23 protein-coding genes are annotated in these 20,171 nt (G+C 63.6%); 9 read left to right on the forward strand and 14 right to left on the reverse strand.

What is annotated here, in order from left to right; translation table 11 throughout:
* Position 1: 1 nt before the first annotated feature.
* Positions 2 to 631, reverse strand: coding sequence for an RdgB/HAM1 family non-canonical purine NTP pyrophosphatase (gene rdgB, locus AC07X9_RS09775; protein ID WP_017181390.1), 630 nt, complete (start codon positions 629 to 631; stop codon positions 2 to 4).
* Positions 632 to 729: 98 nt separating this feature from the next.
* Positions 730 to 1,446 (reverse strand): ribonuclease PH, encoded by a 717-nt coding sequence (gene rph / locus AC07X9_RS09780; RefSeq protein ID WP_017181391.1) that lies wholly within the window; start codon positions 1,444 to 1,446, stop codon positions 730 to 732.
* A gap of 92 nt (positions 1,447 to 1,538) precedes the next feature.
* Between rph and AC07X9_RS09785 the strand changes: the two genes are divergently transcribed.
* The 6 genes from AC07X9_RS09785 to AC07X9_RS09810 all read left to right on the forward strand — a co-directional run bounded on the left by AC07X9_RS09785 (position 1,539) and on the right by AC07X9_RS09810 (position 6,016).
* Positions 1,539 to 2,045 carry a DUF6438 domain-containing protein gene (locus tag AC07X9_RS09785; RefSeq protein WP_017181392.1) on the forward strand — a complete coding sequence of 169 codons (507 nt, stop codon included), beginning with the start codon at positions 1,539 to 1,541 and terminating at the stop codon, positions 2,043 to 2,045.
* Between the two features lie 55 nt (positions 2,046 to 2,100).
* Positions 2,101 to 3,147 carry a heat-inducible transcriptional repressor HrcA gene (gene hrcA, locus AC07X9_RS09790; protein WP_026002093.1) on the forward strand — a complete coding sequence of 349 codons (1,047 nt, stop codon included), beginning with the start codon at positions 2,101 to 2,103 and terminating at the stop codon, positions 3,145 to 3,147.
* Positions 3,144 to 3,695 carry a nucleotide exchange factor GrpE gene (grpE, locus tag AC07X9_RS09795; RefSeq protein ID WP_017181394.1) on the forward strand — a complete coding sequence of 184 codons (552 nt, stop codon included), beginning with the start codon at positions 3,144 to 3,146 and terminating at the stop codon, positions 3,693 to 3,695. The genes hrcA and grpE overlap by 4 nt, the downstream gene beginning before the upstream one ends.
* Before the next feature lie 74 nt (positions 3,696 to 3,769).
* Positions 3,770 to 5,011 carry a threonine synthase gene (locus AC07X9_RS09800; RefSeq protein WP_017181395.1) on the forward strand — a complete coding sequence of 414 codons (1,242 nt, stop codon included), beginning with the start codon at positions 3,770 to 3,772 and terminating at the stop codon, positions 5,009 to 5,011.
* Positions 5,012 to 5,100: 89 nt separating this feature from the next.
* Positions 5,101 to 5,733, forward strand: a complete 633-nt coding sequence (locus AC07X9_RS09805) for a PadR family transcriptional regulator (RefSeq protein ID WP_017181396.1) — start codon at positions 5,101 to 5,103, stop codon at positions 5,731 to 5,733.
* Positions 5,734 to 5,737: 4 nt separating this feature from the next.
* Positions 5,738 to 6,016: a DUF2218 domain-containing protein gene (locus tag AC07X9_RS09810; protein WP_017181397.1), complete on the forward strand. Its 279-nt coding sequence runs from the start codon at positions 5,738 to 5,740 to the stop codon at positions 6,014 to 6,016.
* A 36-nt stretch (positions 6,017 to 6,052) separates the two neighbouring features.
* On the opposite strand, the gene AC07X9_RS09815 is transcribed toward AC07X9_RS09810, so the two are convergent.
* Both AC07X9_RS09815 and AC07X9_RS09820 read right to left on the reverse strand, forming a co-directional pair.
* Entirely contained in the window at positions 6,053 to 7,183 is a 1,131-nt protein-coding gene (locus AC07X9_RS09815; protein WP_017181398.1) for a M14 family metallopeptidase, read from the reverse strand.
* Positions 7,180 to 7,779 (reverse strand): hypothetical protein, encoded by a 600-nt coding sequence (locus AC07X9_RS09820; RefSeq protein ID WP_017181399.1) that lies wholly within the window; start codon positions 7,777 to 7,779, stop codon positions 7,180 to 7,182. The genes AC07X9_RS09815 and AC07X9_RS09820 overlap by 4 nt, the downstream gene beginning before the upstream one ends.
* 199 nt (positions 7,780 to 7,978) lie before the next feature.
* Between AC07X9_RS09820 and ykgO the strand changes: the two genes are divergently transcribed.
* Entirely contained in the window at positions 7,979 to 8,104 is a 126-nt protein-coding gene (gene ykgO / locus AC07X9_RS09825; protein WP_003046794.1) for a type B 50S ribosomal protein L36, read from the forward strand.
* A gap of 241 nt (positions 8,105 to 8,345) precedes the next feature.
* Here ykgO and AC07X9_RS09830 read toward each other — a convergent pair whose 3' ends face one another.
* The 8 genes from AC07X9_RS09830 to AC07X9_RS09865 all read right to left on the reverse strand — a co-directional run bounded on the left by AC07X9_RS09830 (position 8,346) and on the right by AC07X9_RS09865 (position 14,564).
* The gene (locus AC07X9_RS09830) at positions 8,346 to 9,872 is read right to left on the reverse strand and encodes a M56 family metallopeptidase (RefSeq protein ID WP_086485759.1); all 1,527 of its coding nucleotides are present in this window, start codon (positions 9,870 to 9,872) and stop codon (positions 8,346 to 8,348) included.
* On the reverse strand, positions 9,869 to 10,237 hold the full coding sequence (locus AC07X9_RS09835) for a BlaI/MecI/CopY family transcriptional regulator (RefSeq protein WP_026002094.1): 369 nt from the start codon (positions 10,235 to 10,237) through the stop codon (positions 9,869 to 9,871). Before AC07X9_RS09835 ends, AC07X9_RS09830 begins: the two co-directional genes overlap by 4 nt.
* Before the next feature lie 365 nt (positions 10,238 to 10,602).
* On the reverse strand, positions 10,603 to 10,935 hold the full coding sequence (gene grxD, locus AC07X9_RS09840; protein ID WP_017181403.1) for a Grx4 family monothiol glutaredoxin: 333 nt from the start codon (positions 10,933 to 10,935) through the stop codon (positions 10,603 to 10,605).
* A gap of 57 nt (positions 10,936 to 10,992) precedes the next feature.
* On the reverse strand, positions 10,993 to 11,226 hold the full coding sequence (locus AC07X9_RS09845; RefSeq protein ID WP_026002095.1) for a BolA family protein: 234 nt from the start codon (positions 11,224 to 11,226) through the stop codon (positions 10,993 to 10,995).
* Between the two features lie 10 nt (positions 11,227 to 11,236).
* Positions 11,237 to 11,560, reverse strand: coding sequence for a DUF1476 domain-containing protein (locus tag AC07X9_RS09850; protein ID WP_017181405.1), 324 nt, complete (start codon positions 11,558 to 11,560; stop codon positions 11,237 to 11,239).
* Between the two features lie 57 nt (positions 11,561 to 11,617).
* Positions 11,618 to 12,226: a 3-isopropylmalate dehydratase small subunit gene (leuD, locus tag AC07X9_RS09855; RefSeq protein ID WP_017181406.1), complete on the reverse strand. Its 609-nt coding sequence runs from the start codon at positions 12,224 to 12,226 to the stop codon at positions 11,618 to 11,620.
* Between the two features lie 109 nt (positions 12,227 to 12,335).
* On the reverse strand, positions 12,336 to 13,787 hold the full coding sequence (gene leuC / locus AC07X9_RS09860; protein WP_017181408.1) for a 3-isopropylmalate dehydratase large subunit: 1,452 nt from the start codon (positions 13,785 to 13,787) through the stop codon (positions 12,336 to 12,338).
* Positions 13,788 to 13,877: 90 nt separating this feature from the next.
* On the reverse strand, positions 13,878 to 14,564 hold the full coding sequence (locus tag AC07X9_RS09865; protein ID WP_017181409.1) for a glutathione S-transferase family protein: 687 nt from the start codon (positions 14,562 to 14,564) through the stop codon (positions 13,878 to 13,880).
* 197 nt (positions 14,565 to 14,761) lie between these two features.
* Here AC07X9_RS09865 and AC07X9_RS09870 point away from each other — a divergent pair, with 197 nt between their 5' ends.
* Complete coding sequence (locus AC07X9_RS09870) at positions 14,762 to 16,570, forward strand: DUF885 domain-containing protein (protein ID WP_017181410.1); 1,809 nt, start codon at positions 14,762 to 14,764, stop codon at positions 16,568 to 16,570.
* Positions 16,571 to 16,776: 206 nt separating this feature from the next.
* Here AC07X9_RS09870 and AC07X9_RS09875 read toward each other — a convergent pair whose 3' ends face one another.
* Positions 16,777 to 18,372 (reverse strand): isocitrate lyase, encoded by a 1,596-nt coding sequence (locus AC07X9_RS09875; RefSeq protein WP_017181411.1) that lies wholly within the window; start codon positions 18,370 to 18,372, stop codon positions 16,777 to 16,779.
* Positions 18,373 to 18,514: 142 nt separating this feature from the next.
* Here AC07X9_RS09875 and AC07X9_RS09880 point away from each other — a divergent pair, with 142 nt between their 5' ends.
* Positions 18,515 to 19,912, forward strand: coding sequence for a helix-turn-helix domain-containing protein (locus AC07X9_RS09880; RefSeq protein WP_017181412.1), 1,398 nt, complete (start codon positions 18,515 to 18,517; stop codon positions 19,910 to 19,912).
* Here AC07X9_RS09880 and AC07X9_RS09885 read toward each other — a convergent pair.
* Positions 19,909 to 20,103 (reverse strand): hypothetical protein, encoded by a 195-nt coding sequence (locus AC07X9_RS09885; RefSeq protein ID WP_026002096.1) that lies wholly within the window; start codon positions 20,101 to 20,103, stop codon positions 19,909 to 19,911. The two genes, AC07X9_RS09880 and AC07X9_RS09885, sit on opposite strands and share 4 nt — an antisense overlap.
* Between the last annotated feature and the right edge of the window lie 68 nt (positions 20,104 to 20,171).

Here is a 20,171-nt window from a genome sequence, read left to right on the forward strand (position 1 = left end):
GTCAGAACACTGCCGCCACCAGCTGTCTGAATGCGTCGGCGCGATGGCTCATGGCGTGCTTGGCGTCCGGGTCCATTTCGCCGAAGCTGATGTCGAAGCCGAGCGGCTGGAACATGGCGTCATAGCCAAAGCCATTGGCCCCACGCGGCGGCCAGACGAGCGTACCGTCGACCCGCCCCTCAAACGCTTCGACATGACCATCGGGCCAGGCAAGGGCCAGGGCGCAGATGAAATGGGCGTCATGCCCGGCGTCCGGGCCTTTGGCCTGCACGCCATCCCATACTTTCTGCATGGCAAGGGCGAAGTCCTTGTCCGGTCCGGCCCAGCGCGCCGAAAACAGCCCCGGATCGCCACCCAGCGCCTCGACGCACAGGCCGCTATCGTCGGCCAGCGCAGGCAGTCCGGACAGGTCGGCGGCCTGCAATGCCTTCAGTTCCGCATTGGCAATGAAGGTCGTGCCGGTTTCTTCCGGTTCGGGCAGGTCGAGCGAGGCGGCGGAGATCGGCTCGATACCATAGGGGCCGAGCAGCGCGGCGATTTCACGCACCTTGCCCGCATTGTGACTGGCGATCACCAGCTTGCCGGGGGCGAGCTTGCGGATTGCCTGTTCCTGTCCGAATTGGTCGGTCATTTTTCCACCTCTTTCCGTTCGTTTCGAGCGCATTCGATAAACGCAAAAGTCACGCCATCGGCTTCTCGACTTCGCTCGAAGCGAACGGATAATTGTGATTACCGCCCCGTCGCGGCGTCCTGCGCGGCGAAGATCTTGGCGCAGCCGATCCGGGCGAGGCGCAGCAGGCGCAGAAGTTCTTCCTCGTCATAGGCCGCGCCTTCGGCGGTCGCCTGCACTTCGGCGAACTTGCCGTCGCCGGTCAGGATCAGGTTCGCGTCCGTCTCGGCATTGCTGTCCTCGGCATAGTCGAGGTCGAGGACCGGCGTGCCTTCATAGATGCCGCAGCTGATGGCAGCGACCTTCTGAATGATCGGGTCTTCCTTGAGCGCGCCGGAGGCCAGCAACTTGTCCACCGCAATGCGCAGCGCGACCCAGGAACCGGAGATCGCCGCCGTGCGAGTGCCGCCATCGGCCTGGATCACGTCGCAATCGACCACGATCTGGCGTTCGCCCAGCTTCTTCATGTCCACGACGGTGCGCAGCGAGCGACCGATGAGGCGCTGGATTTCCTGCGTGCGGCCCGATTGCTTGCCTTTGGCCGCTTCGCGGCTGCCACGGGTATGGGTGGCGCGCGGCAACATGCCATATTCGGCCGTGACCCAGCCCGACCCCTTGCCCCGCAGGAAGGGCGGCACTTTTTCTTCCACCGACGCGGTGCACAGCACGCGGGTGTCGCCGAAACTGATGAGGCAGCTTCCTTCGGCATGGATGGTGAAGCCAGGCTCCATGATGATGTCGCGCATCTGGTCGGGCGCGCGGCCGGAAGGACGCATATTCTTTCTCCAAATCGATCAGGAGACGGCGCTTAGCGTCCGACAGCGTTTCTTGCCAGTGCCATGCGCGCAATTAGGCGATAAGAGGGGCCATGATGACCAGAATGATAATAGCCGCGACGGTGATGCTGCTGGCGGGATGCGCCACCGCCGACACTGAGCTGGACACACCGCGCGCCGCCGGAGACACGATCCGCTTTACCGCCGGGCGCTGCTTTGGTGCCTGCCCCGCCTATAGCGTGCAGGTGACGCCCGATGGATCGGGCCTGCTGGAGCCGGACAAGTTCACGGCCGTGCCGGGGCCGACGCGCTTCACCGTGACCCCGGCGCAATATCGGCAATTGCGCCTGGCGCTGGCCCCGTACAAGCCGCTGGTCGGCACCGAAAGGCGGATCGCCCATGGCGAGAATTGCGCCCGCTTTGCGACCGACATGCCCGGCTATCGCATCGAATGGACGCGCGGCGAGGCCAAGCCGACGCGGCTCGACTATCAGTCGGGATGCCTGGACGCGCGCTATGCGAAGCTGCGTACGACGATTGGCGGCATTCCCAAATTGCTGGGGATCGAACCGATGCTGAAGGCCAAAATTGCCCAATAGGGCTGGCCGCCACGCAGGCGTTGAGCCTGGAGGCAATCCATCCTACATTTTACCGATGACGCCAACGACACCCATTACCGAATTGAACGAGCGCGCCCGCGACGTTTTTCGCCTGGTGGTGGAAAGCTATCTGGGCACTGGCCTGCCAGTCGCATCGCGCACGCTCAGCAAGATCGCATCGCTCAGCCTGTCACCCGCCTCGATCCGCAACGTGATGCAGGATCTGGAGGAACTGGGGCTGCTGGCCGCGCCGCATACGTCGGCGGGGCGGATGCCGACCGAAACGGGGCTGCGATTGTTCGTCGACGGAATGATGCAGGCGGCGTTGCCGTCGGCAGAGGAACGGCGCGCGATCGAGGCGGGGCTGGCCGAGGGCGGGCCGATCGAGGAAGCGCTGTCCGCCGCCACCGCTGCGCTGTCGGGCCTGTCGGCCTGTGCGGGCATCGTCATGGTGCCCAAGCGCGAGCCTGTCTTGCGCCAGTTCGGCTTCGTGCCGCTGAACGACCGGCAGGCGCTGGCGGTGCTGGTCGGGCAGGATGGATCGGTTGAAAATCGCGTGCTGGACCTGCCGCCCGGCGTGTCCCCCTCCATGCTCAACGAAGCGGCCAATTTCATGTCGGCGCGCTTTGCCGGGCTGACGCTGCGGCAGGCGGGCGACAGGCTGGCGCTGGAAATGGAGAGCGAACGCAGCGCGCTCGACGGCGCGGCGCGGGAACTGGTGGAACGCGGCGTCGCCATCTGGTCGCATGACGCCGATGACAGGCCAGTGCTGATCGTGCGGGGGCAGGCCCATCTGATCGACGACGGCACGGCAGCCGACCTGGAAAGGGTGCGGCAATTGCTGGAGCAGCTGGAAGGCAAGCAGGAAATATCCCGCCTGCTGGAAAGCGCATTGGCGAGCAGCGCGACCAAAATCTTCATCGGATCGGAAAACAAGCTCTTTTCCCTGTCGGGTTCTTCGGTCATAGCCGCCCCCTATCGTGGCGCGGACGGCCGGGTGGTCGGCGTGGTCGGCGTGATCGGCCCCACGCGCTTGAACTATGCACGGGTGATCCCCATGGTGGATTTCACCGCACAAACGCTTTCGAGATTGATGAGATGAGCGAAGATAATCTGAACGTCGAAAATACCGAAGTCGTGGACCAGTTGCCGGAGGATGCACCCGTGGCAGATGCCAATGCAGAGCGTATCGCCGCGCTGGAAGCGGAACTGGCGACTGCGAAGCAGGACATTCTCTATGCCCATGCCGATACGCAGAATGTGCGCCGTCGGCTGGAAAAGGAACTGACCGACACCCGCGCCTATGCCGCGACCAATTTTGCCCGCGACATTTTGTCGGTCGCCGACAATCTGAGCCGCGCCCTTGCCGCCATTCCGGCGGAACTGCGCGAGGATGAGAAGTTCAAGGGGCTGGTCGTCGGGCTGGAAGCCACGGGCCGCGAACTGGAAGCGGTGTTCGGCCGCAACGGCATATCCAAGGTCGAGTCGGTCGGCCAGCCGCTCGACCCCAACAAGCATCAGGCGATGATGGAAGTCCCGTCCGCCGATGCCGCGCCCGGCACGATCCTGGTCGAAATGCAGGCGGGCTATATGATCAAGGACAGGCTGTTGCGCCCGGCCATGGTCAGCGTGGCGAAAGCGCCGGACTAAGATATGCACGCCCCTTCCGTTCGCGGGAGGGGCATGAAAAGTGGCCGGGGGGGCACAGACTAAAGGATACCCCGTTGCGCCACGACCTGAACCTCACCACCGATCGTCCCACCTTCGTCACCCATCTGGAATGTTCGCTGACGGGCGAACACTATCCGGCAGACAAGCTGCATGGCCTGTCCGCGGCGGGAAAGCCGCTGCTGGTCCGTTATGATCTGGACGGGGTGCGGGCAGCGCTGACCAAGGATGTCCTGGCGCAGCGGCCGATGGATTTGTGGCGCTGGCGCGAATTGCTGCCGGTGCGCAACACCGCCAACATCGTCAGCCTGGGCGAAAATGCCACGCCCCTGGTCGCCCTGCCGCGCACTGCCGCGCGATTGGGTGGCGCGCATCTGATCGCCAAGGATGAGGGCCGCCTGCCGACTGCATCGTTCAAGGCCCGCGGGCTGGTGATGGCGGTGTCGATGGCCAAGGAACTGGGCGTGACCCAGATCGCGATGCCCACCAACGGCAATGCCGGCGCAGCGCTGGCCGCCTATGCCGCTGTCGCCGGGATGGAAGCGATCATCTTTTGCCCGGATGACACGCCGGAAATCAATGTGCGCGAAATCGCGGCGCAGGGTGCGCGCGTCTATCGCGTCAACGGGCTGATCGACGATTGCGGCGCGATCGTCGGGCAAGGGTCGAAGGAGCGTGGCTGGTTCGATTTTTCGACGCTGAAGGAGCCCTACCGGATCGAGGGCAAGAAAACGATGGGGCTGGAGCTGGCCGAGCAGCTGGGCTGGGAATTGCCCGACGCAATCTTCTATCCCACTGGCGGCGGCACCGGGCTGATCGGCATGTGGAAGGCGTTTGATGAGCTGGAGCAGATTGGCTTTATCGGGTCTAAACGCCCCAAAATGTTCGCGGTGCAAGCGGAAGGCTGTGCGCCAATGGTCCGCGCTTTCGATGCGGGCGTGGAATTTGCCGAACGGTGGGAGGATGCCCACACCATCGCGATGGGCATTCGCGTGCCGCGCGCGGTCGGCGACTTCCTGATCCTGCGGGCCGTACGGGAAAGCGGTGGCGCGGCGCTGGCGGTGTCGGATGCCGCGATCATGGCAGCGGTGCGCGACGTGGCGCGGGACGATGGCCTGCTGCTTTGCCCGGAAGGCGGCGCGACGCTGGCCGCCTACAGCCGCGCATTGGACGAAGGGCTGATCGGACGCGAGGATCGCGCAGTGCTGTTCAATTGCGCCAGCGGGCTTAAATATCCGCTGGAGGATCATTCGCGTCGGCTCGACCGGCATATGGCCATCGACTTCGCTGCTCTCTGACAGTCATCCACAAAAGATATATCTTAACGCTTGACGCCAGATGTTTTTAAGATATATCTTAATGCATCTTGAAACGCACTGAAAGATGAATGATGCATTTTCATTACACATATGACGGCCGGGGCGGTCGTCACCATGAGCATGGCCAGCGCGGCCATCGGCGCTTTGCCGGCCCTGAAGGCTTTGGTCGGGGCGGTTTCGGGCGGGGCGACGGTCCCCGTGGGAGCGGGCCGTTGGGTGGCGGCGGACGCGGCGGTGGTCGGCGGCGCTTGTTCGACAATGACGCGCTCAAGCTGATCCTGCTCAAGCTGATCGCTGACATGCCGCGCCATGGCTATGACCTGATCCGGGAGATTGAAAGCCTGTCGGGCGAGGTCTATGCGCCCAGCCCCGGCGTCGTCTATCCCACGCTGACGCTGCTGGCCGATATGGGCCTGATCGCCGAGCAGCCGGGACAGGGCAGCCGCAAGCTGTTTGCGATTACCGACGAAGGCACGGCCTATCTGGACGAGCATAAGGCCGGGCTGACGCTGGTGATGGAGCGAATCGCGTCGCTGGCGCAAAAAGCCGAACGCACCGACAGCGCCCCCGTCCGCCGGGCGATGCACAATCTGCGCATGGCGATACAGGGTCGGCTGGAAAAGGAAGGGGCGGATGCCCAGACCATGTTCGACGTCGCGTCCCTGATCGACGAAGCCGCCACCAAAATCGAAAGGCTCTGACGCGATGACGCTGACCGCCCATATACCCACGGCCAATGCCAGCCGTTACCTTCAACAATTGTGCAAGCATTGGAGCCACAAGTTCGAGACGGAGTTCGACCCGCAATCGGGCATCATCGCCTTCCCGATGGGGCCGATCCGCATGGCCGCGCAGGACGACGCGCTGGTCGTGACGATTGATCCAACCCCGGACGCAGATGTGGCGGCTTTCAAGAAAGTCGTGGCGGACCATCTCGATCGCTTTGCGTTTCGGGAAGCGCCGCTGACCTTTGACTGGAAATAGGCTGCATGTTCCCGCCTGCGCGGGAACACTTCATTCCTAGATTTCCCCGATCATCTCCGCCAGCACGGCCAGGCAATCCTTGCCCAGTTGCGCGGAACGGGCAGGCGACCAGCCGAAATCGGCGTCGGGCAGGTCGTCATTATCCTTGAACGGCATTTCCAGCGTCATCGCCACCGCGCCAAAGCGTTCGGCAAGCTGATTGGTGGACATGGACAGGTTCGCCCGCCCCTCGCCCGCCACAGGATAGCCAAGCCGCGTCTGGAAATCCGGCGTGCGCGCCGCCAGCGTGTCGCGATAACGATGGTAGAGGGTCAGTTGCCGTTCCGTGATGGAAGGGATGCCTTCAAAGCCGGCGATGAATACGGCCGGGATCGCTTCGTCGCCATGCACGTCCAGGGCGAGGTCGACACCGGTTTGGTCCATCGCCGCGCGGACCAGAAACACCTCCGGGCTACGCTCCATCGACGGTTCGTGCCATTCGCGGTTCAGGTTCACGCCCGCCGCGTTGGTGCGCAAATGGCCGCGGCGGCTGCCGTCCGGGTTCATATTGGGCACCAGATGGATCGTCGCCTGTTGCCTGAGCAAACGCGCAACCGAATCCTCTTCGTCGCACAGCCGTTCCAGCGCGCCTTCCATCCACCATTGCGCCATGGTTTCGCCCGGATGCTGACGGGCATAAAGCCACACCTGTTTGGGACCGTCGCCTATGGTCAGCAGGTCGAGCGGCTGACCATCCAGCGTCAGCCCCAGTTCGCGGTGGGTGACGCCCGGCTGGCTAGCGGCAAAGGCGATCAGATCATGGTGGCGCTCCATCGAATAGGGCGCGAAATAGGCGACCCACAGCGCATTGCTGTCCGGTTCCAGCCGAATCGTGAGCGTGCCGTCGGCATAGCTGGTATCGGCCTGGGTCCAGCTTTCGCGATCTTCGCTGATCCGCGCCCTGTAGCCGGTCCAGCCGTCGGGATAGGCCGACCCGGCACAATTGACGATCGCCAGTTCCACCGATCGCCCGGCGGCGTTGGCGAGCCGAAAATGGAACCATTGATAGAAATCGCTCTGATGGTCGGTCACGATTTCCAGCTCGGCGCGAACATGCTCCGGCGTGTCGGTGATGGAAAGGACGCGGATATTGCCGCTGTCGAATGCGCTGGTGATGGATATGGTCATTTGACGGTTATAGTGCGGCCGGATTCGCCCGGATAGCCCTCGATCAGCGCGGCGCTCAGCTTTTGTGCGGCGAGGCCCGGCTGCGCGGCTGGCGTGCCTTCGCGCGCCTCCGTCAACGCACGCCCTTCCCAGATCATCGTCGAATCGGCGCGGCGGCGAAGCTGAACGTGCAGTTCGGTCGTCACAATATCCTTGGGCTTGCCCGACAGGTTGATGCCGACGCCCACGCCCATGCCGGAAAAGCCGCCGCTGCCGATTCCACCGCCCACGCCGACGCTGACTGGCCTGTCACTGCCACGGTCGACGCCCGACGGGCGAAAGCTGCGGCGGAAAGCGACGCTGGCGACATAGTCGCTGGTCTCCCCTGCCGATACGGGCGTGAAGCCGACACGCTGCCATTCCTGCGACACGGCGGCGGCATAGGTGCGGAATTCCAGGCTGACATCGGGATTGCCGCGCATTTCCTCCACCGCGATCGTGCCGCTGCGTGCGGGATTGCCGATATGGAAGCGCGTGACCTCCACCGGGGGAATCGCCGTGGCACATGCGCTGAGGGACAGGGCAAGGCTGGTGGCGAGGATCAGGCGCTTGGACATGGCATCTACTCCAACGGGGGCATATCCGCTAAACGACGCGAACAGCATAATTCCTTCAACGCTCCAAGCCATCAACTTGCTGCATGAAGGATGAACGGGGGCAAAAGTCTTGCCAGTGGACTTGACTTAAGCCCTCTCCGCCCATAGGGGCAGCGCTTCGATTTTCCGCTAAAGCCAGATTCTAAGAAGGCAGACTTCCATGAAGATCCGCAACTCGCTCAAGTCGCTCAAGGACCGTCATCGCGATAACCGCGTGATCCGCCGTCGCGGCCGTACCTATGTGATCAACAAGACCAACCGCCGCTTCAAGGCCCGCCAGGGCTAAATGATGCGGTGAGGCCCGCCACCGTCGATCGCGACGGTGCGGCGGCGCCTTTCCAATGTCGGACCTGCGTGTCCTGCCCGAGCGCCTGATCGATGCCGATCAGGCGCTCGACGCATTTGTGCATTATTGTGCTGTCGCGCCGACGGCCTGAGCTTTCCGAGACGCAAAAAAGCCATCCACGGGCGGACCCATGGATGGCTTTCGCCTGCACAATCCGGGTGACCCGGTCGAACGGGCCGGGTCAGTCCCCCTGCCCGTCAATCTTGGCAATTTCGTCGTCCAGATCGCGCAGCACGTCGGCGCGGACGCGGTCGGTCATGTGCGCGGTCCTTGCGACCTGGGCGCGGGCCGCCACCAGTCCCGCGCGCGCCGCGCGATGGGCCTGCGCTTCGATCTGCGCCTGGCAGATGCGTACGCGGATGGTGCGGCGACCGTCACCATCCACGCTTTCACGCTGGCTGACGGTCTGGCTGCCCTCACAGCCGTTGCGGACGTCGACCCGCGGCACCATGCGGCGGATTTCGGCGTCGGTCGGGATATGGTGGCGCTCGACCCGGCCATCGGCATGGGTGACGACGATGGCGCCCTTTTCCTCCCGAACGGTTACGGGCGGCACATGGGGAACGGGCGGGACGGGCGCTACCGGCGCGACCATATCTGCGGCAGGGACGATCGGAGCGGGTGGCGCGGGCGGCGGTGCGACGGCCATTTCGGTGTCGATAGTCGCTGCTGCCGGGACGGCTGCAACGTCGGGAACGTCTGGCGTCTGCGGCACGCTGGCGGCGGCGGGTTTGGCGACCAGATCGGACAGGCGTGCAAAGTCTGCGGTTTCCACCGTGTCGCTGATGGCGGCCATCTGCTGCGCAGCGCGGCTGCCCGACGCCGTGAGCGCGAGGCCCGTAGCCGTCACCATCGCGACGGCGGCCATGCCCCAGCTGATCCGGTGGAGTGAAATTTCGTGACGCGAAAGCATGATGAGCCTCCCCTTCAATGTTGTAATACGAGTGAGATGACAGGCGGCGGCGAACTGACGGCCACCAGCGGCCTTCAGGATCGCGCGGCCATAAATATGGGCCTGATCCTGGCCATAAAGCGCCAGTACGCGGGCGTCGCAGGCCGTTTCCTGATCGGCGCGATAGGCGCGATAGGCCATCCAGGCGATGGGATTGCACCAGTGGATGGCGAGCAGCGCGAGCGCGATCATGTTCGCGGCCAGATCGCCATGGGCATGATGGGCGCGTTCATGCGCAATCGCCATTTCCTGTTCCAGCGCGTCATAGCGCAGCGCAAAATCGGCGGGCAGCACGATGAAGGGTTTGAGCACGCCGAAGGCAAGCGGACCACTGGCATGGGGGCTGGTGATCAGGCGGATACGGCCTTCCTCGCCAATCGGCGTGGCACCGGTGAGCATGTGCCGCCGGAACCGCGCATAGCCGACCGCCTGTATGACAAGGAAAGCCAGCATCCCGGCAAACCAGACGCCGATGCCGACCTCCAGCCAGGGAAAGCTCGCCTCCGCCGCCACTTGCGGCGCGGGCGCAACGGCCAGCAGATCGGGCAGGCCAGCCTGATCGACGGCGACATGCAAGGGAGAGGGGCTGGCGACGTCGCCGGGCAGCGCGGGCAGCAGCATTCGCGCGAACGGCACCGCCCAAAGGCAATAGGCGGCCCCCGCCCCCAACCAGCGCGCCACCGGCCGTCGCAACAGCATGACCAGCGCCATCAGCAGCGTCGTGGCAATCAGCGTTTCAACCATCCAGACGCTCATGATTTCAGCCCTTTCAGGATTGCCTCAAGCTCGGCAATGTCATCGTCGCTCAACTGATCCTGGCTCGCCAGTTGCGCGACCAGCGGCGACACCCGCCCGCCGAACAGCCGGTTGACCAGCCGCCCCGATTCGCTGGCGACATAATCCTCCCGCGCGACAAGGGGCCGATAGAGGAAGCGACGGCCATCCTGATCGGCGGCGATCACATCCTTGGCCATCAGCCGCGACAATAATGTCTTGACCGTCTGGGCGCTCCAGTCGCGCGCGGCGGTGACGCGATCGGCCACGTCATTGGCGGTCAGCGGCGACTGTTCCCACAGCGCCTCCATCACCACCAGTTCGGCTTCGCTGATCTTTTCACCCACTTGCGCCACGCGACTCTCGCTTCCTTTTCCAACTACAGATGTAGTCGCATTGATTACGACTGTAGTCAATAGCGTTAAGGCCGCCCCGTCAGAGGCGCTCTACGCATCGTGAAAATGTCGGGATTTTTGACAGAAGCCTGTCAGCGGTACGCGCCGTTAACCCTTGTAACCGCGGATTTGCGCGCTCCGATCGTTGTGGCACGGCGGTTGCAACTTTCATTGCATAACCCACCGTGTAACTACCCTGGGGGTGCTGCCAGGTCTCCGTCGGCACCCCCAACCCGGTGAATCCCCCCAATAGTCGGCACAAAAAAAGGCGGCCCGATCAACGGACCGCCCTGCATGGCAGTATATTTCGGTCAGGATCAGCTGGCCGCAGCGACCCCCTGGTCCGTCATCAACTGGTGCAATTCGCCAGCTTCATACATTTCCATCATGATGTCGCTGCCGCCGATAAATTCGCCCTTCACATAAAGCTGGGGGATGGTCGGCCAGTCGGAAAAGGCCTTGATCCCCTGCCGCACGGCCTGGTCCTGCAAGACGTCGACCGTTTCATACGCGACGCCGAGATGTTCGAGGATCGCGATGGCGCGGCTGGAAAAGCCGCATTGGGGGAAGAGCGGCGTACCCTTCATGAAGAGCACCACGTCATTGGCGCCCACGATTTCGGCAATCCGCTGATGCACGGCGTCGGTCATGATCGAAAGTCCATTCCTGTCTGGCACCGCTTGTGGGCGCGAATCTGTGATGCGTGTCTAGTTGGGAACCGCGGTGGTCAGTTGCAAGGCGTGGAGTACGCCGCCCATCCGTCCACCAAGCGCCGCGTAAACGGCGCGCTGCTGCGCCACCCGGCTCATCCCGCGGAAACTTTCCGACACCACCCGCGCGGCATAATGGTCGCCATCCCCAGCGAGATCGGTAATTTCGACATCGGCATCGGGAATCGCCGCGCGGATCATGGCGGCAATGTCATCGGCGGCCATTGGCATCGGTCGTGCCTTACTGCGCTTCGATGAACATGCGGCGGGCGACCACCGCTTGTTCTTCCAGCGCGGCGCGCACGCCCGGCTCGTCAATGTCGATACCCGCCGACGTCATGTCGCCCACCAGCTTGCGGATGACGTCTTCGTCACCGGCTTCCTCGAAATCAGCCTGCACCACCGCCTTGGCATAGGCATCGGTTTCTTCCGGCGTCAGCCCCATCTTCGCCGCCGCCCATTCACCAAGCAGGCGGTTGCGGCGCGCCTGGATGCGGAACTGCATTTCCTGATCATGCGCGAACATATTTTCAAAGGCCCGTTCGCGATCGTCGAAAGTCGTCATGCCCAAAAGCCCCACTGAAACCTGATGGTAGAAAAAGAGATAGGAAGAAGCGCGTCGTTACGCAACGACGGGGATGGTCCAGGGGCGATCCTGCGCCATTTTTGCTTCATAGACGCCGATGCCATCGGCATCGCCCAGCGTCAGGCCGATTTCATCCAGTCCCCCCATCAGGCAATGTTTGCGGAACGGGTCAATATCGAAGCTGAAACGATCCTGAAACCGGGTCGTGACCGTCTGTTGTTCCAGATCGACATGGATTTCGTCGGGCGTCCCTGCCGGGCCTTGCGCGACTTCCATCAGCCGGTCGATCGCCTGCTGCGGCAGAACGACGGTCAATATGCCGTTCTTGAACGCATTGCTGGAGAAAATGTCGGAAAAGCTGGGCGCGATCACCACCCGGATGCCCAGATCGTCCAGCGCCCAGGCGGCATGTTCGCGGCTGGAGCCACAGCCGAAATTGTCGCCCGCAATCAGGATCGGGCTGCCGGCATAGGCCGGATCGTCAAAGACGTTGCCCGGCTCCTTGCGCAGCACTTCAAACGCGCCCTTGCCCATGCCGTTGCGCGAAATCGTCTTGAGCCAGTGCGACGGAATGATGATGTCGGTGTCGACATTCTTCATCCCGAACGGATAGGCCTTGCCCTCAACCGTCGTCAGCTTGTCCATCAGCGCGCCTGCTTTGCTTCCGTGGCGGGAATATCCTCGGCCCGACCCAGCGTCGCGGCCATCGCCGCGCTTGCCAGTGCGCCCAGTGTGAGCAGCCAGAAGATCTTTTTCACAGTGCCATCCCCTCTTCTTTTTTCAACAGTTCGCGCACGTCGGTCAGCCGGCCGGTGATCGCCGCCGCCGCCGCCATTGCAGGCGATACCAGATGCGTGCGCGCGCCCGGTCCCTGACGGCCCATGAAATTGCGGTTGCTGGTCGATGCGCAGCGCTCGCCGGACGGTACCTTGTCCGGGTTCATGCCAAGGCAGGCCGAACAGCCCGGCTCGCGCCATTCAAAGCCCGCCTGGGTGAAGATGCGGTCCAGCCCCTCGGCTTCGGCCTGCCGCTTGACCAGCCCCGACCCCGGCACGACCATGGCATGCTTGATCCCGCTCGCGATGTGCCGCCCGTCGAGCAAAGCCGCAGCAGCGCGCAGATCCTCGATCCGGCTGTTGGTGCAACTGCCGATAAAGACATGCTCGATCGCCACGTCGGCCAGTTTCTGCCCCGCGGTCAGCCCCATATAGTCGAGCGACTTTTGCGCCGCCGCCCGCTTGGACGCATCCTCGAAACTGTCGGGGTTCGGCACCACGCCCGTCACCGCAACAACATCTTCAGGGCTGGTGCCCCAGGTGACGGTCGGCACGATGTCGGCGGCGTCGATCACCACCGTCTTGTCGAACACAGCCCCTTCATCGGTCGCCAGCGTGCGCCACCAGGCGACGGCAGCATCCCAGTCAGCCCCCTTGGGCGCCATCGGGCGGCCTTTCAGATAGGCGAAAGTCGTTTCGTCAGGCGCGAACAGGCCCGACCGTGCGCCTGCCTCGATCGACATATTGGCGACGGTCAGCCGCCCCTCGATCGACATATCGCGGAACACCGAGCCGCGATATTCCATGACATAGCCGGTGCCGCCAGCGGTGCCGATATGGCCGCAAATCGCCAGCGCGACATCCTTGGGGGTTACGCCAAAGCCCAGTTCGCCTTCGACCACGACCTGCATCGTCTTCGATTGCTTGAGCAGCAATGTCTGCGTCGCCAGCACATGCTCGACCTCCGACGTGCCAATGCCGAAGGCCAGTGCGCCCAGCGCGCCATGCGATGATGTATGACTGTCGCCGCATACCAGTGTCGTGCCCGGCAGGGTGAAGCCCTGTTCCGGCCCCACGACATGGACGATGCCCTGTTCCACATCGGCGTCGCCGATCAGGCGGATACCGAATTCGGGGGCATTGCGTTCCAGCGCGGCGAGTTGCTGCGCACTTTCCGGGTCGGCGATCGGGATGCGATTGCCATCGGCGTCGCGACGCGGCGTGGTGGGCAGATTATGATCCGGCACGGCCAGCGTCAGGTCCGGCCGCCGCACCGTTCGCCCAGCCAGGCGAAGCCCCTCAAACGCCTGTGGCGACGTCACCTCATGCACGAGGTGGCGATCAATATAGATCAGGCAGGTGCCATCCGGGCGGCGCTCGACGACATGCGCGTCCCAGATCTTCTCATAGAGGGTGCGGAGCTTAACCATAGTGGTTCCCCCCCTAGACCCGGAAAGATCGGGGGAAAAGGGGGAAGCGGGCAGTAAACGACACTTTTGTCCATCTGGTCGGCAACAATGTTACACAGCGCGATAATCCGCGACGATCCGTCCGGCGGCGCCGATCTCGGCCTCATGGCTGTCTTCACGCCATGTCTCTGCCAAGGCGGCCTTTTCCCATGCCAGCATGGCGGGCAATGCGAGCATATGATCGACCCAGGCCTGCCCCACAGGGCCGACATCCAGACCATAGGTGCGCACGCGGAATGCGACCGGGGCGTAGAAGGCATCGACGGCGGTGAAGGCCGAACCGGCCAGGAACGGTCCGCCGAAGCGCGCCAGACCTTCGGACCAAAGCTCCGCCAGACGCGCAATGTCCCGGTTGAGCGCGGGCGAATGCATATGCGGTTCGACCCGTACCCCGACATTCATCGTGCAATCATTGCGCAGGGTCGCAAAGCCGCTGTGCATTTCCGCCGTCGCGCATTGCGCCCAGGCGCGCGCGGCGTCGTCCGTGGGCCAGACGGCCGGATGGCGATCGGCCAGATAGACGGTAATGCCCAGCGAATCCCAGACCGTGCGGTCGCCATCGATCAGCGCAGGCACCTGTCCCGTCGGCGAAAAACTGCGGAATGCGGCATAGTTGCTGGCCTGCGCAAAGGGCTCGATCCGGTCGATAAAGGGGATGTCCAGCGCGGTCATCAACAACCAGGGGCGCAGCGACCAGCTGCTGTAATTGCGGTTGGCGGTGATGAGTGTGTAGGGCATGGCATGGCTCCGCTGATACAGGCAGGTCCAGCCGTATCGCATGGGCATGGGGCCGTATAGCCGCAACCAGCGACGCAAAGCATAAGGCTGGCTTATCTGGTGCAAGACCTAGCCAAGCCTTTGGAAGGGCGGCACAAGGGGGCATCACGGGCGTTACATCATTATCGCCCTTCCCCAGACAGACGGAGTTTCCTGTCGTGAACCGACGCCAATTCCTTGCCACCAGCGGCGCGACCGCGCTGACGGCCGCCGCCACCCCCGCCTTTGCCCAGCCCGCTACGGCCGATGCCCGGCTGCGCGCCATGCTCGATGGTTTCTTCTACGAACGGCTGGCGGATTCGCCCGAGCAGGCCACCCGGCTTGGCCTCGACACCGGGGAGCGCGCGGCGCTGCGGGGCAAGCTGAGCGACACGTCCGCCGCCGGGGTCGCGCGCGATCTGGCGCGCAGCAAGGCGCAGGCGCGGCAACTCGCCAGCATCGACCGCGCGGCCTTGAGCGATGCGTCGAAGCTGGATTACGATGTCGTCACTTACCAGCTTGCGCGCTCTATTGGGGGCGAACGCTTCGGCTATGGCGAGACGGCGGGCCGCTATGCGCCCTATGTACTGAGCCAACTGACCGGCAGCTATCGCGAGACACCTGACTTTCTTGATTCGCAACATCGGGTCAGGGATGCGGCGGATGCCGATGCCTATCTGGCCCGGCTGGAAGCCTTCCCAGCGTCCATGGACGGCGAACTTGCGCGGCAGAAGGCGGATGCCGCCAAGGGCGTGTTCGCGCCCGACTATATTCTCGACACGACGCTCAAGATGCAGGCTGCGCTGCGCGATCAGCCGGCCGCGCAAACGGTCCTTGTCGCGTCCTTTGCAAAGAAACTTGCTGCCGCTGGCCTGCCGCCCGAACGTGCGGCACAGGCTGAAAAGATCGTGGCGGAAAAGATATTCCCAGCGCTCGACCGGCAGCGCGCGCTGGTACAGGCATTGCGGGCTAAGGCCAGCCATGACGCGGGCGTATGGCGCCTGCCCGACGGCGAAGCCTTTTACGCCGCCGCCGCCGAAGCCGCGACGACGACCGCGCTGACCGGCGATGAAATCCACCGGATCGGCCTGGATCAGGTGGCGCAGATCAGCGCACGCATCGACACGATCCTGAAGGGCGAAGGGATGAGCCAGGGGAGCGTCGGCGAGCGTCTGGTCGCGCTGAACCAGCGCCCCGACCAGTTGTTTCCCAATACCGATGCGGGCCGCGAGGCGCTGCTGGCGCAACTGAACCTTCAGATCATCGCCATGCAAAAGCGGCTGGGCGAAGCCTTCAACATCGTGCCCAAGGCGCCGGTCGAGGTCCGCCGCGTTCCCGTGACGATCCAGGCGGGGGCACCGGGGGGCTATTATCAGAACGCCTCGCTCGATGGGTCGCGCCCCGCCATCTATTATATCAACCTGCGCGACACGTTCGACAGACCCAAATTCGGGCTGGCGACGCTGACCCATCATGAGGCAGTGCCGGGTCATCATCTGCAAGTGTCGGTCGCGCTCGAATCGGACGCTATTCCGATGATCCGGCGACGCGGCGGCTATAGCGGCTATTCGGAAGGCTGGGCGCTCTATTCCGAGCAGTTGGCGGACGAAATGAGGATGTTCGACGGCGATCCGCTGGGGCAGGTCGGCTATCTCCAGTCGTTGCTGTTCCGCGCGACACGGCTGGTCGTGGACTCAGGGATGCACGTCAAACGGTGGAGCCGGGAAAAGGCGACCGACTATCTGATCGCCACCACCGGCATCGCAAGGGGTCGCAGCCAGGGCGAGATCGACCGCTACACCGTCTGGCCGGGACAGGCGTGCAGCTACAAGATCGGCCACACGGTCTGGGACGATTTGCGCGCCGAGGTGAAGAAGAAGCAGGGCACCGCTTTCGACATCAAGGCGTTTCATGACGTGCTGACGCTGGGCGCGATGCCGCTCGACATATTGAAGCAGACGGTGCGGCAGCGGGCAGGTATTGTTTGACGCCAAGAAGCGATTGAATGCAGCGTGTTCCCGCGCTGGCGGGAATCCAGTTCAGACGGCGGGACTGGGTTCCCGCCTGCGCGGGAATACCAACACCCACTAAAACGAAAGAACGACCCGACGGTGCGCCGCCGGGTCGTCAAGTCCTTCCACCCAAATCGCGGAGGAGTGTCGAGTACCCCGCGAACTGGCTAGTTCAGCAGCCGTCAGGCCGCAAACTGGTTCATCGTATTGTGGACGCCGCCCGCCTTGAGCGCGGCTTCACCGGCAAAATAATCCTTGTGATCGTCGCCAATGTCGCTGCCGCTCATATTCTGATGCTTCACGCAGGCGATGCCCTGACGGATTTCCTTGCGCTGGACGCCCTCGACATAGCCGAGCATCCCTTCTTCGCCGAAATAGGTCTTGGCCAGATTGTCGGTGCTGAGCGCCGCAGTGTGATAGGTCGGCAGGGTGATGAGGTGGTGGAAAATCCCCGCCCGCGCCGCTGCATCCTTCTGGAAGGTGCGGATCCTGTCATCCGCTTCCCGGCCCAGATCCGTGTCGTCATAATCGACGCTCATCAGGCGCGCCCGGTCATAGGCGCTGACATCCTTGCCCGCTTCAACCCATGCATCATAGACCTGCTGGCGGAAGTTCAGCGTCCAGTTGAAGCTGGGCGAATTGTTATAGACCAGCTTGGCGTTGGGGATGACTTCGCGGATGCGGTCGACCATCGAGGCGATCTGCTCGATATGCGGCTTTTCCGTTTCGATCCACAGCAGGTCCGCGCCATTCTGGAGCGAGGTGATGCAGTCGAGGACGCAGCGGTCTGCGCCAGTGCCTTCGCGGAACTGGAACAGGTTGCTGGGCAGGCGCTTGGGCCGCAGCAGCTTGCCATCGCGGTTCAGGATGACGTCGCCATTCTTCGCCGTCGCGGGGTCAATCTCCTCGCAATCGAGGAAGCTGTTATACTGGTCGCCAATGTCGCCCGGTTCCTTGCTGACCGCGATCTGCTTGGTGAGGCCGGCGCCCAGCGAGTCGGTGCGGGTGACGATGATGCCATCGTCGACGCCCAGTTCCAGAAAGGCGTAGCGGCAGGCGCGCACCTTGGCGAGGAAGTCCTCATGCGGCACCGTGACCTTGCCGTCCTGATGACCGCACTGCTTTTCGTCGCTGACCTGATTTTCGATCTGGAGCGCGCAGGCGCCCGCCTCGATCATCTTCTTGGCGAGCAGGTAGGTCGCTTCCGCGTTGCCGAAGCCCGCGTCGATATCCGCGATGATCGGAACGACATGGGTTTCATAATTGTCGATCGCGTGGGTCAGGCGCTGCGCCTCGACCGCGTTGCCGCTTTCGCGCGCCTTGTCGAGATCGCGGAACATCAGGCCCAGTTCGCGGGCGTCGGCCTGCTTGAGGAACGTGTATAGTTCCTCGATCAGCGCGGGAACGCTGGTCTTTTCATGCATCGACTGGTCAGGCAGCGGGCCAAAGTCGCTGCGCAGCGCCGCTACCATCCAGCCGGACAGGTACAGATATTTCTGCTTGGTCGTGCCGAAATGCTTCTTGATCGCGATCATCTTCTGCTGACCGATGAAGCCGTGCCAGCAGCCCAGCGACTGGGTGTAGTTGGCCGGGTCCAGATCATAGGCGGCCATATCGCGGCGCATGACGCCAGCGGTATATTTCGCAATGTCGAGGCCGGTGTTGAAACGGTTTTGCAGCTTCATGCGCGCGACGGATTCGGCATTGATGCCGTCCCAGGTGCCGGGATGGCTGCCGATGAGCTGCTGCGCCTTTGCGATATTGTCTTGATAGGTCATGAGCCGTCCTTGCGTGGGAAGTGAGCTGTTGCGGCATGCCCTAATCCCCTCTGTTGCAGTGCGGCAGTCCTGCTGAAGTTCAGTTGTCGATCTTTACAAATTTATGCTGTAAAGTTGTAAAGTCTGCACAGGAGTCGCTGCAATGCGCAAGGATAGCCCGGTTTATATGGGGCCGCGATTGCGGCGGTTGCGCCGCGACCTTGGCCTGACCCAGGCGGATATGGCCGCTGATCTCGATATTTCCGCCTCTTATGTCGCGCTGCTGGAGCGCAACCAGCGACCGCTGACGGCCGATATGCTGCTGCGACTCGCGCGGACCTACAAGCTGGATATGGCGGAGGTGGCGGGCGATGGCGGCGCGGAGCAGACCGCGCGGCTGCATGCGGTGCTGAAAGACCCGATGTTCGCCGATCTGGACCTGCCAACCCTCGCCACCGGGGATGTCGCGGTCAATTATCCCGGCATTACCGAAGCACTGCTGCGGCTCTACACCAGCTACAGGGAGGAGCATCTGGCGCTCGCCGACCGCGCTGTTGGGCAGGATGCGCCGGAGGAAGTTCCCGATCCGGTGGCCGAATCGCGCCGCTTCCTGGCCGCCCGCCGCAACAGTTTTCCGCTGCTCGACGATGCGGCGGAAAAGCTGGCGGCGGAAGCGGAGGCCGAGGGCGGGCTGACGGCATGGTTGCGCGTCAAACACAATCTGCGCGTCCGCCGCCTGCCGTCAGACGTCATGGCCGGATCATTGCGCCGCTATGACCGGCATCGCGATGCGGTGCTGCTGGACGATACGCTCGACACCGCCAGTTCGCAGTTTCAGTTGGCGCTCCAGATCGCCTATCTGGAGATGCGCAAAAGTTTCGACGCGATCCTGAAGGACGGCCAGTTCGCCGGGGAAAGCGGCCGCAGGCTCGCCCGGCGGGCGCTGGCCAGCTATGGAGCGGCGGCGATCCTGATGCCCTATTCCGCCTTCGCCAAGGCGGTCGAAACGCGGCGCTACGATGTCGAGGCGCTGGCGCGGCAGTTCGGCACCAGTTTCGAGCAGACCGCGCATCGGCTGACCACCTTGCAGAAACCGGGTCAGGAGCGGGTGCCCTTCTTCTTCCTGCGCGTCGATCCGGCAGGCAATGCGTCCAAGCGGCTCGACGGGGCAGGATTTCCCTTTGCCCGCCATGGTGGCTCCTGCCCGCTCTGGTCGGTGCATCGGGTGTTCGAGACGCCGCGGGAAGTCGTTACCCAATGGCTCGAACTGCCGGACGGGCAGCGCTTCTTCTCGATCGCCCGGACCGTCACGGCGGGCGGTGGCGGCTGGGGCGCGCCAAGGGTGGAGCGGGCGATTGCGCTCTGCTGCGCGGCCGAGCACGCCCATCGGCTGGTCTATACACAGGACCAGCCGACGCCGGACCCGACCCCGATCGGCGTCACCTGCCGCCTGTGCCATCGTCCCCAGTGCCTGGCCCGCTCCGCCCCGCCGATCGGGCGGGACATGCTGCCCGACGATTATCGCCGGACCCGCGCGCCCTTCGGCTTTGCCGACGGCTAGGTTTCGATCAGGTCGAGATAGGCGACCACGTCATTGTCGGTCGCCAGATACAGCCCGTCCTGCGTTTCCTGCGTCTGCTGTTCGGCCACGCGCAGCGCTTCGCTCAAAGGGCCGTACATCAATGTCGTCGCGCCGCCATCGTCACCCAGATGGTAAAGCCGGACGGTGGCACTGTCATAGGTGGTTCGCATGATTGCAGTATCCGACGACCCATTGTTCGACACAACCCCATATCCCGCCAATACTGAGCCTGTCGAAT

It is taken from the genome of Sphingobium sp. GW456-12-10-14-TSB1 (genome assembly GCF_059424385.1).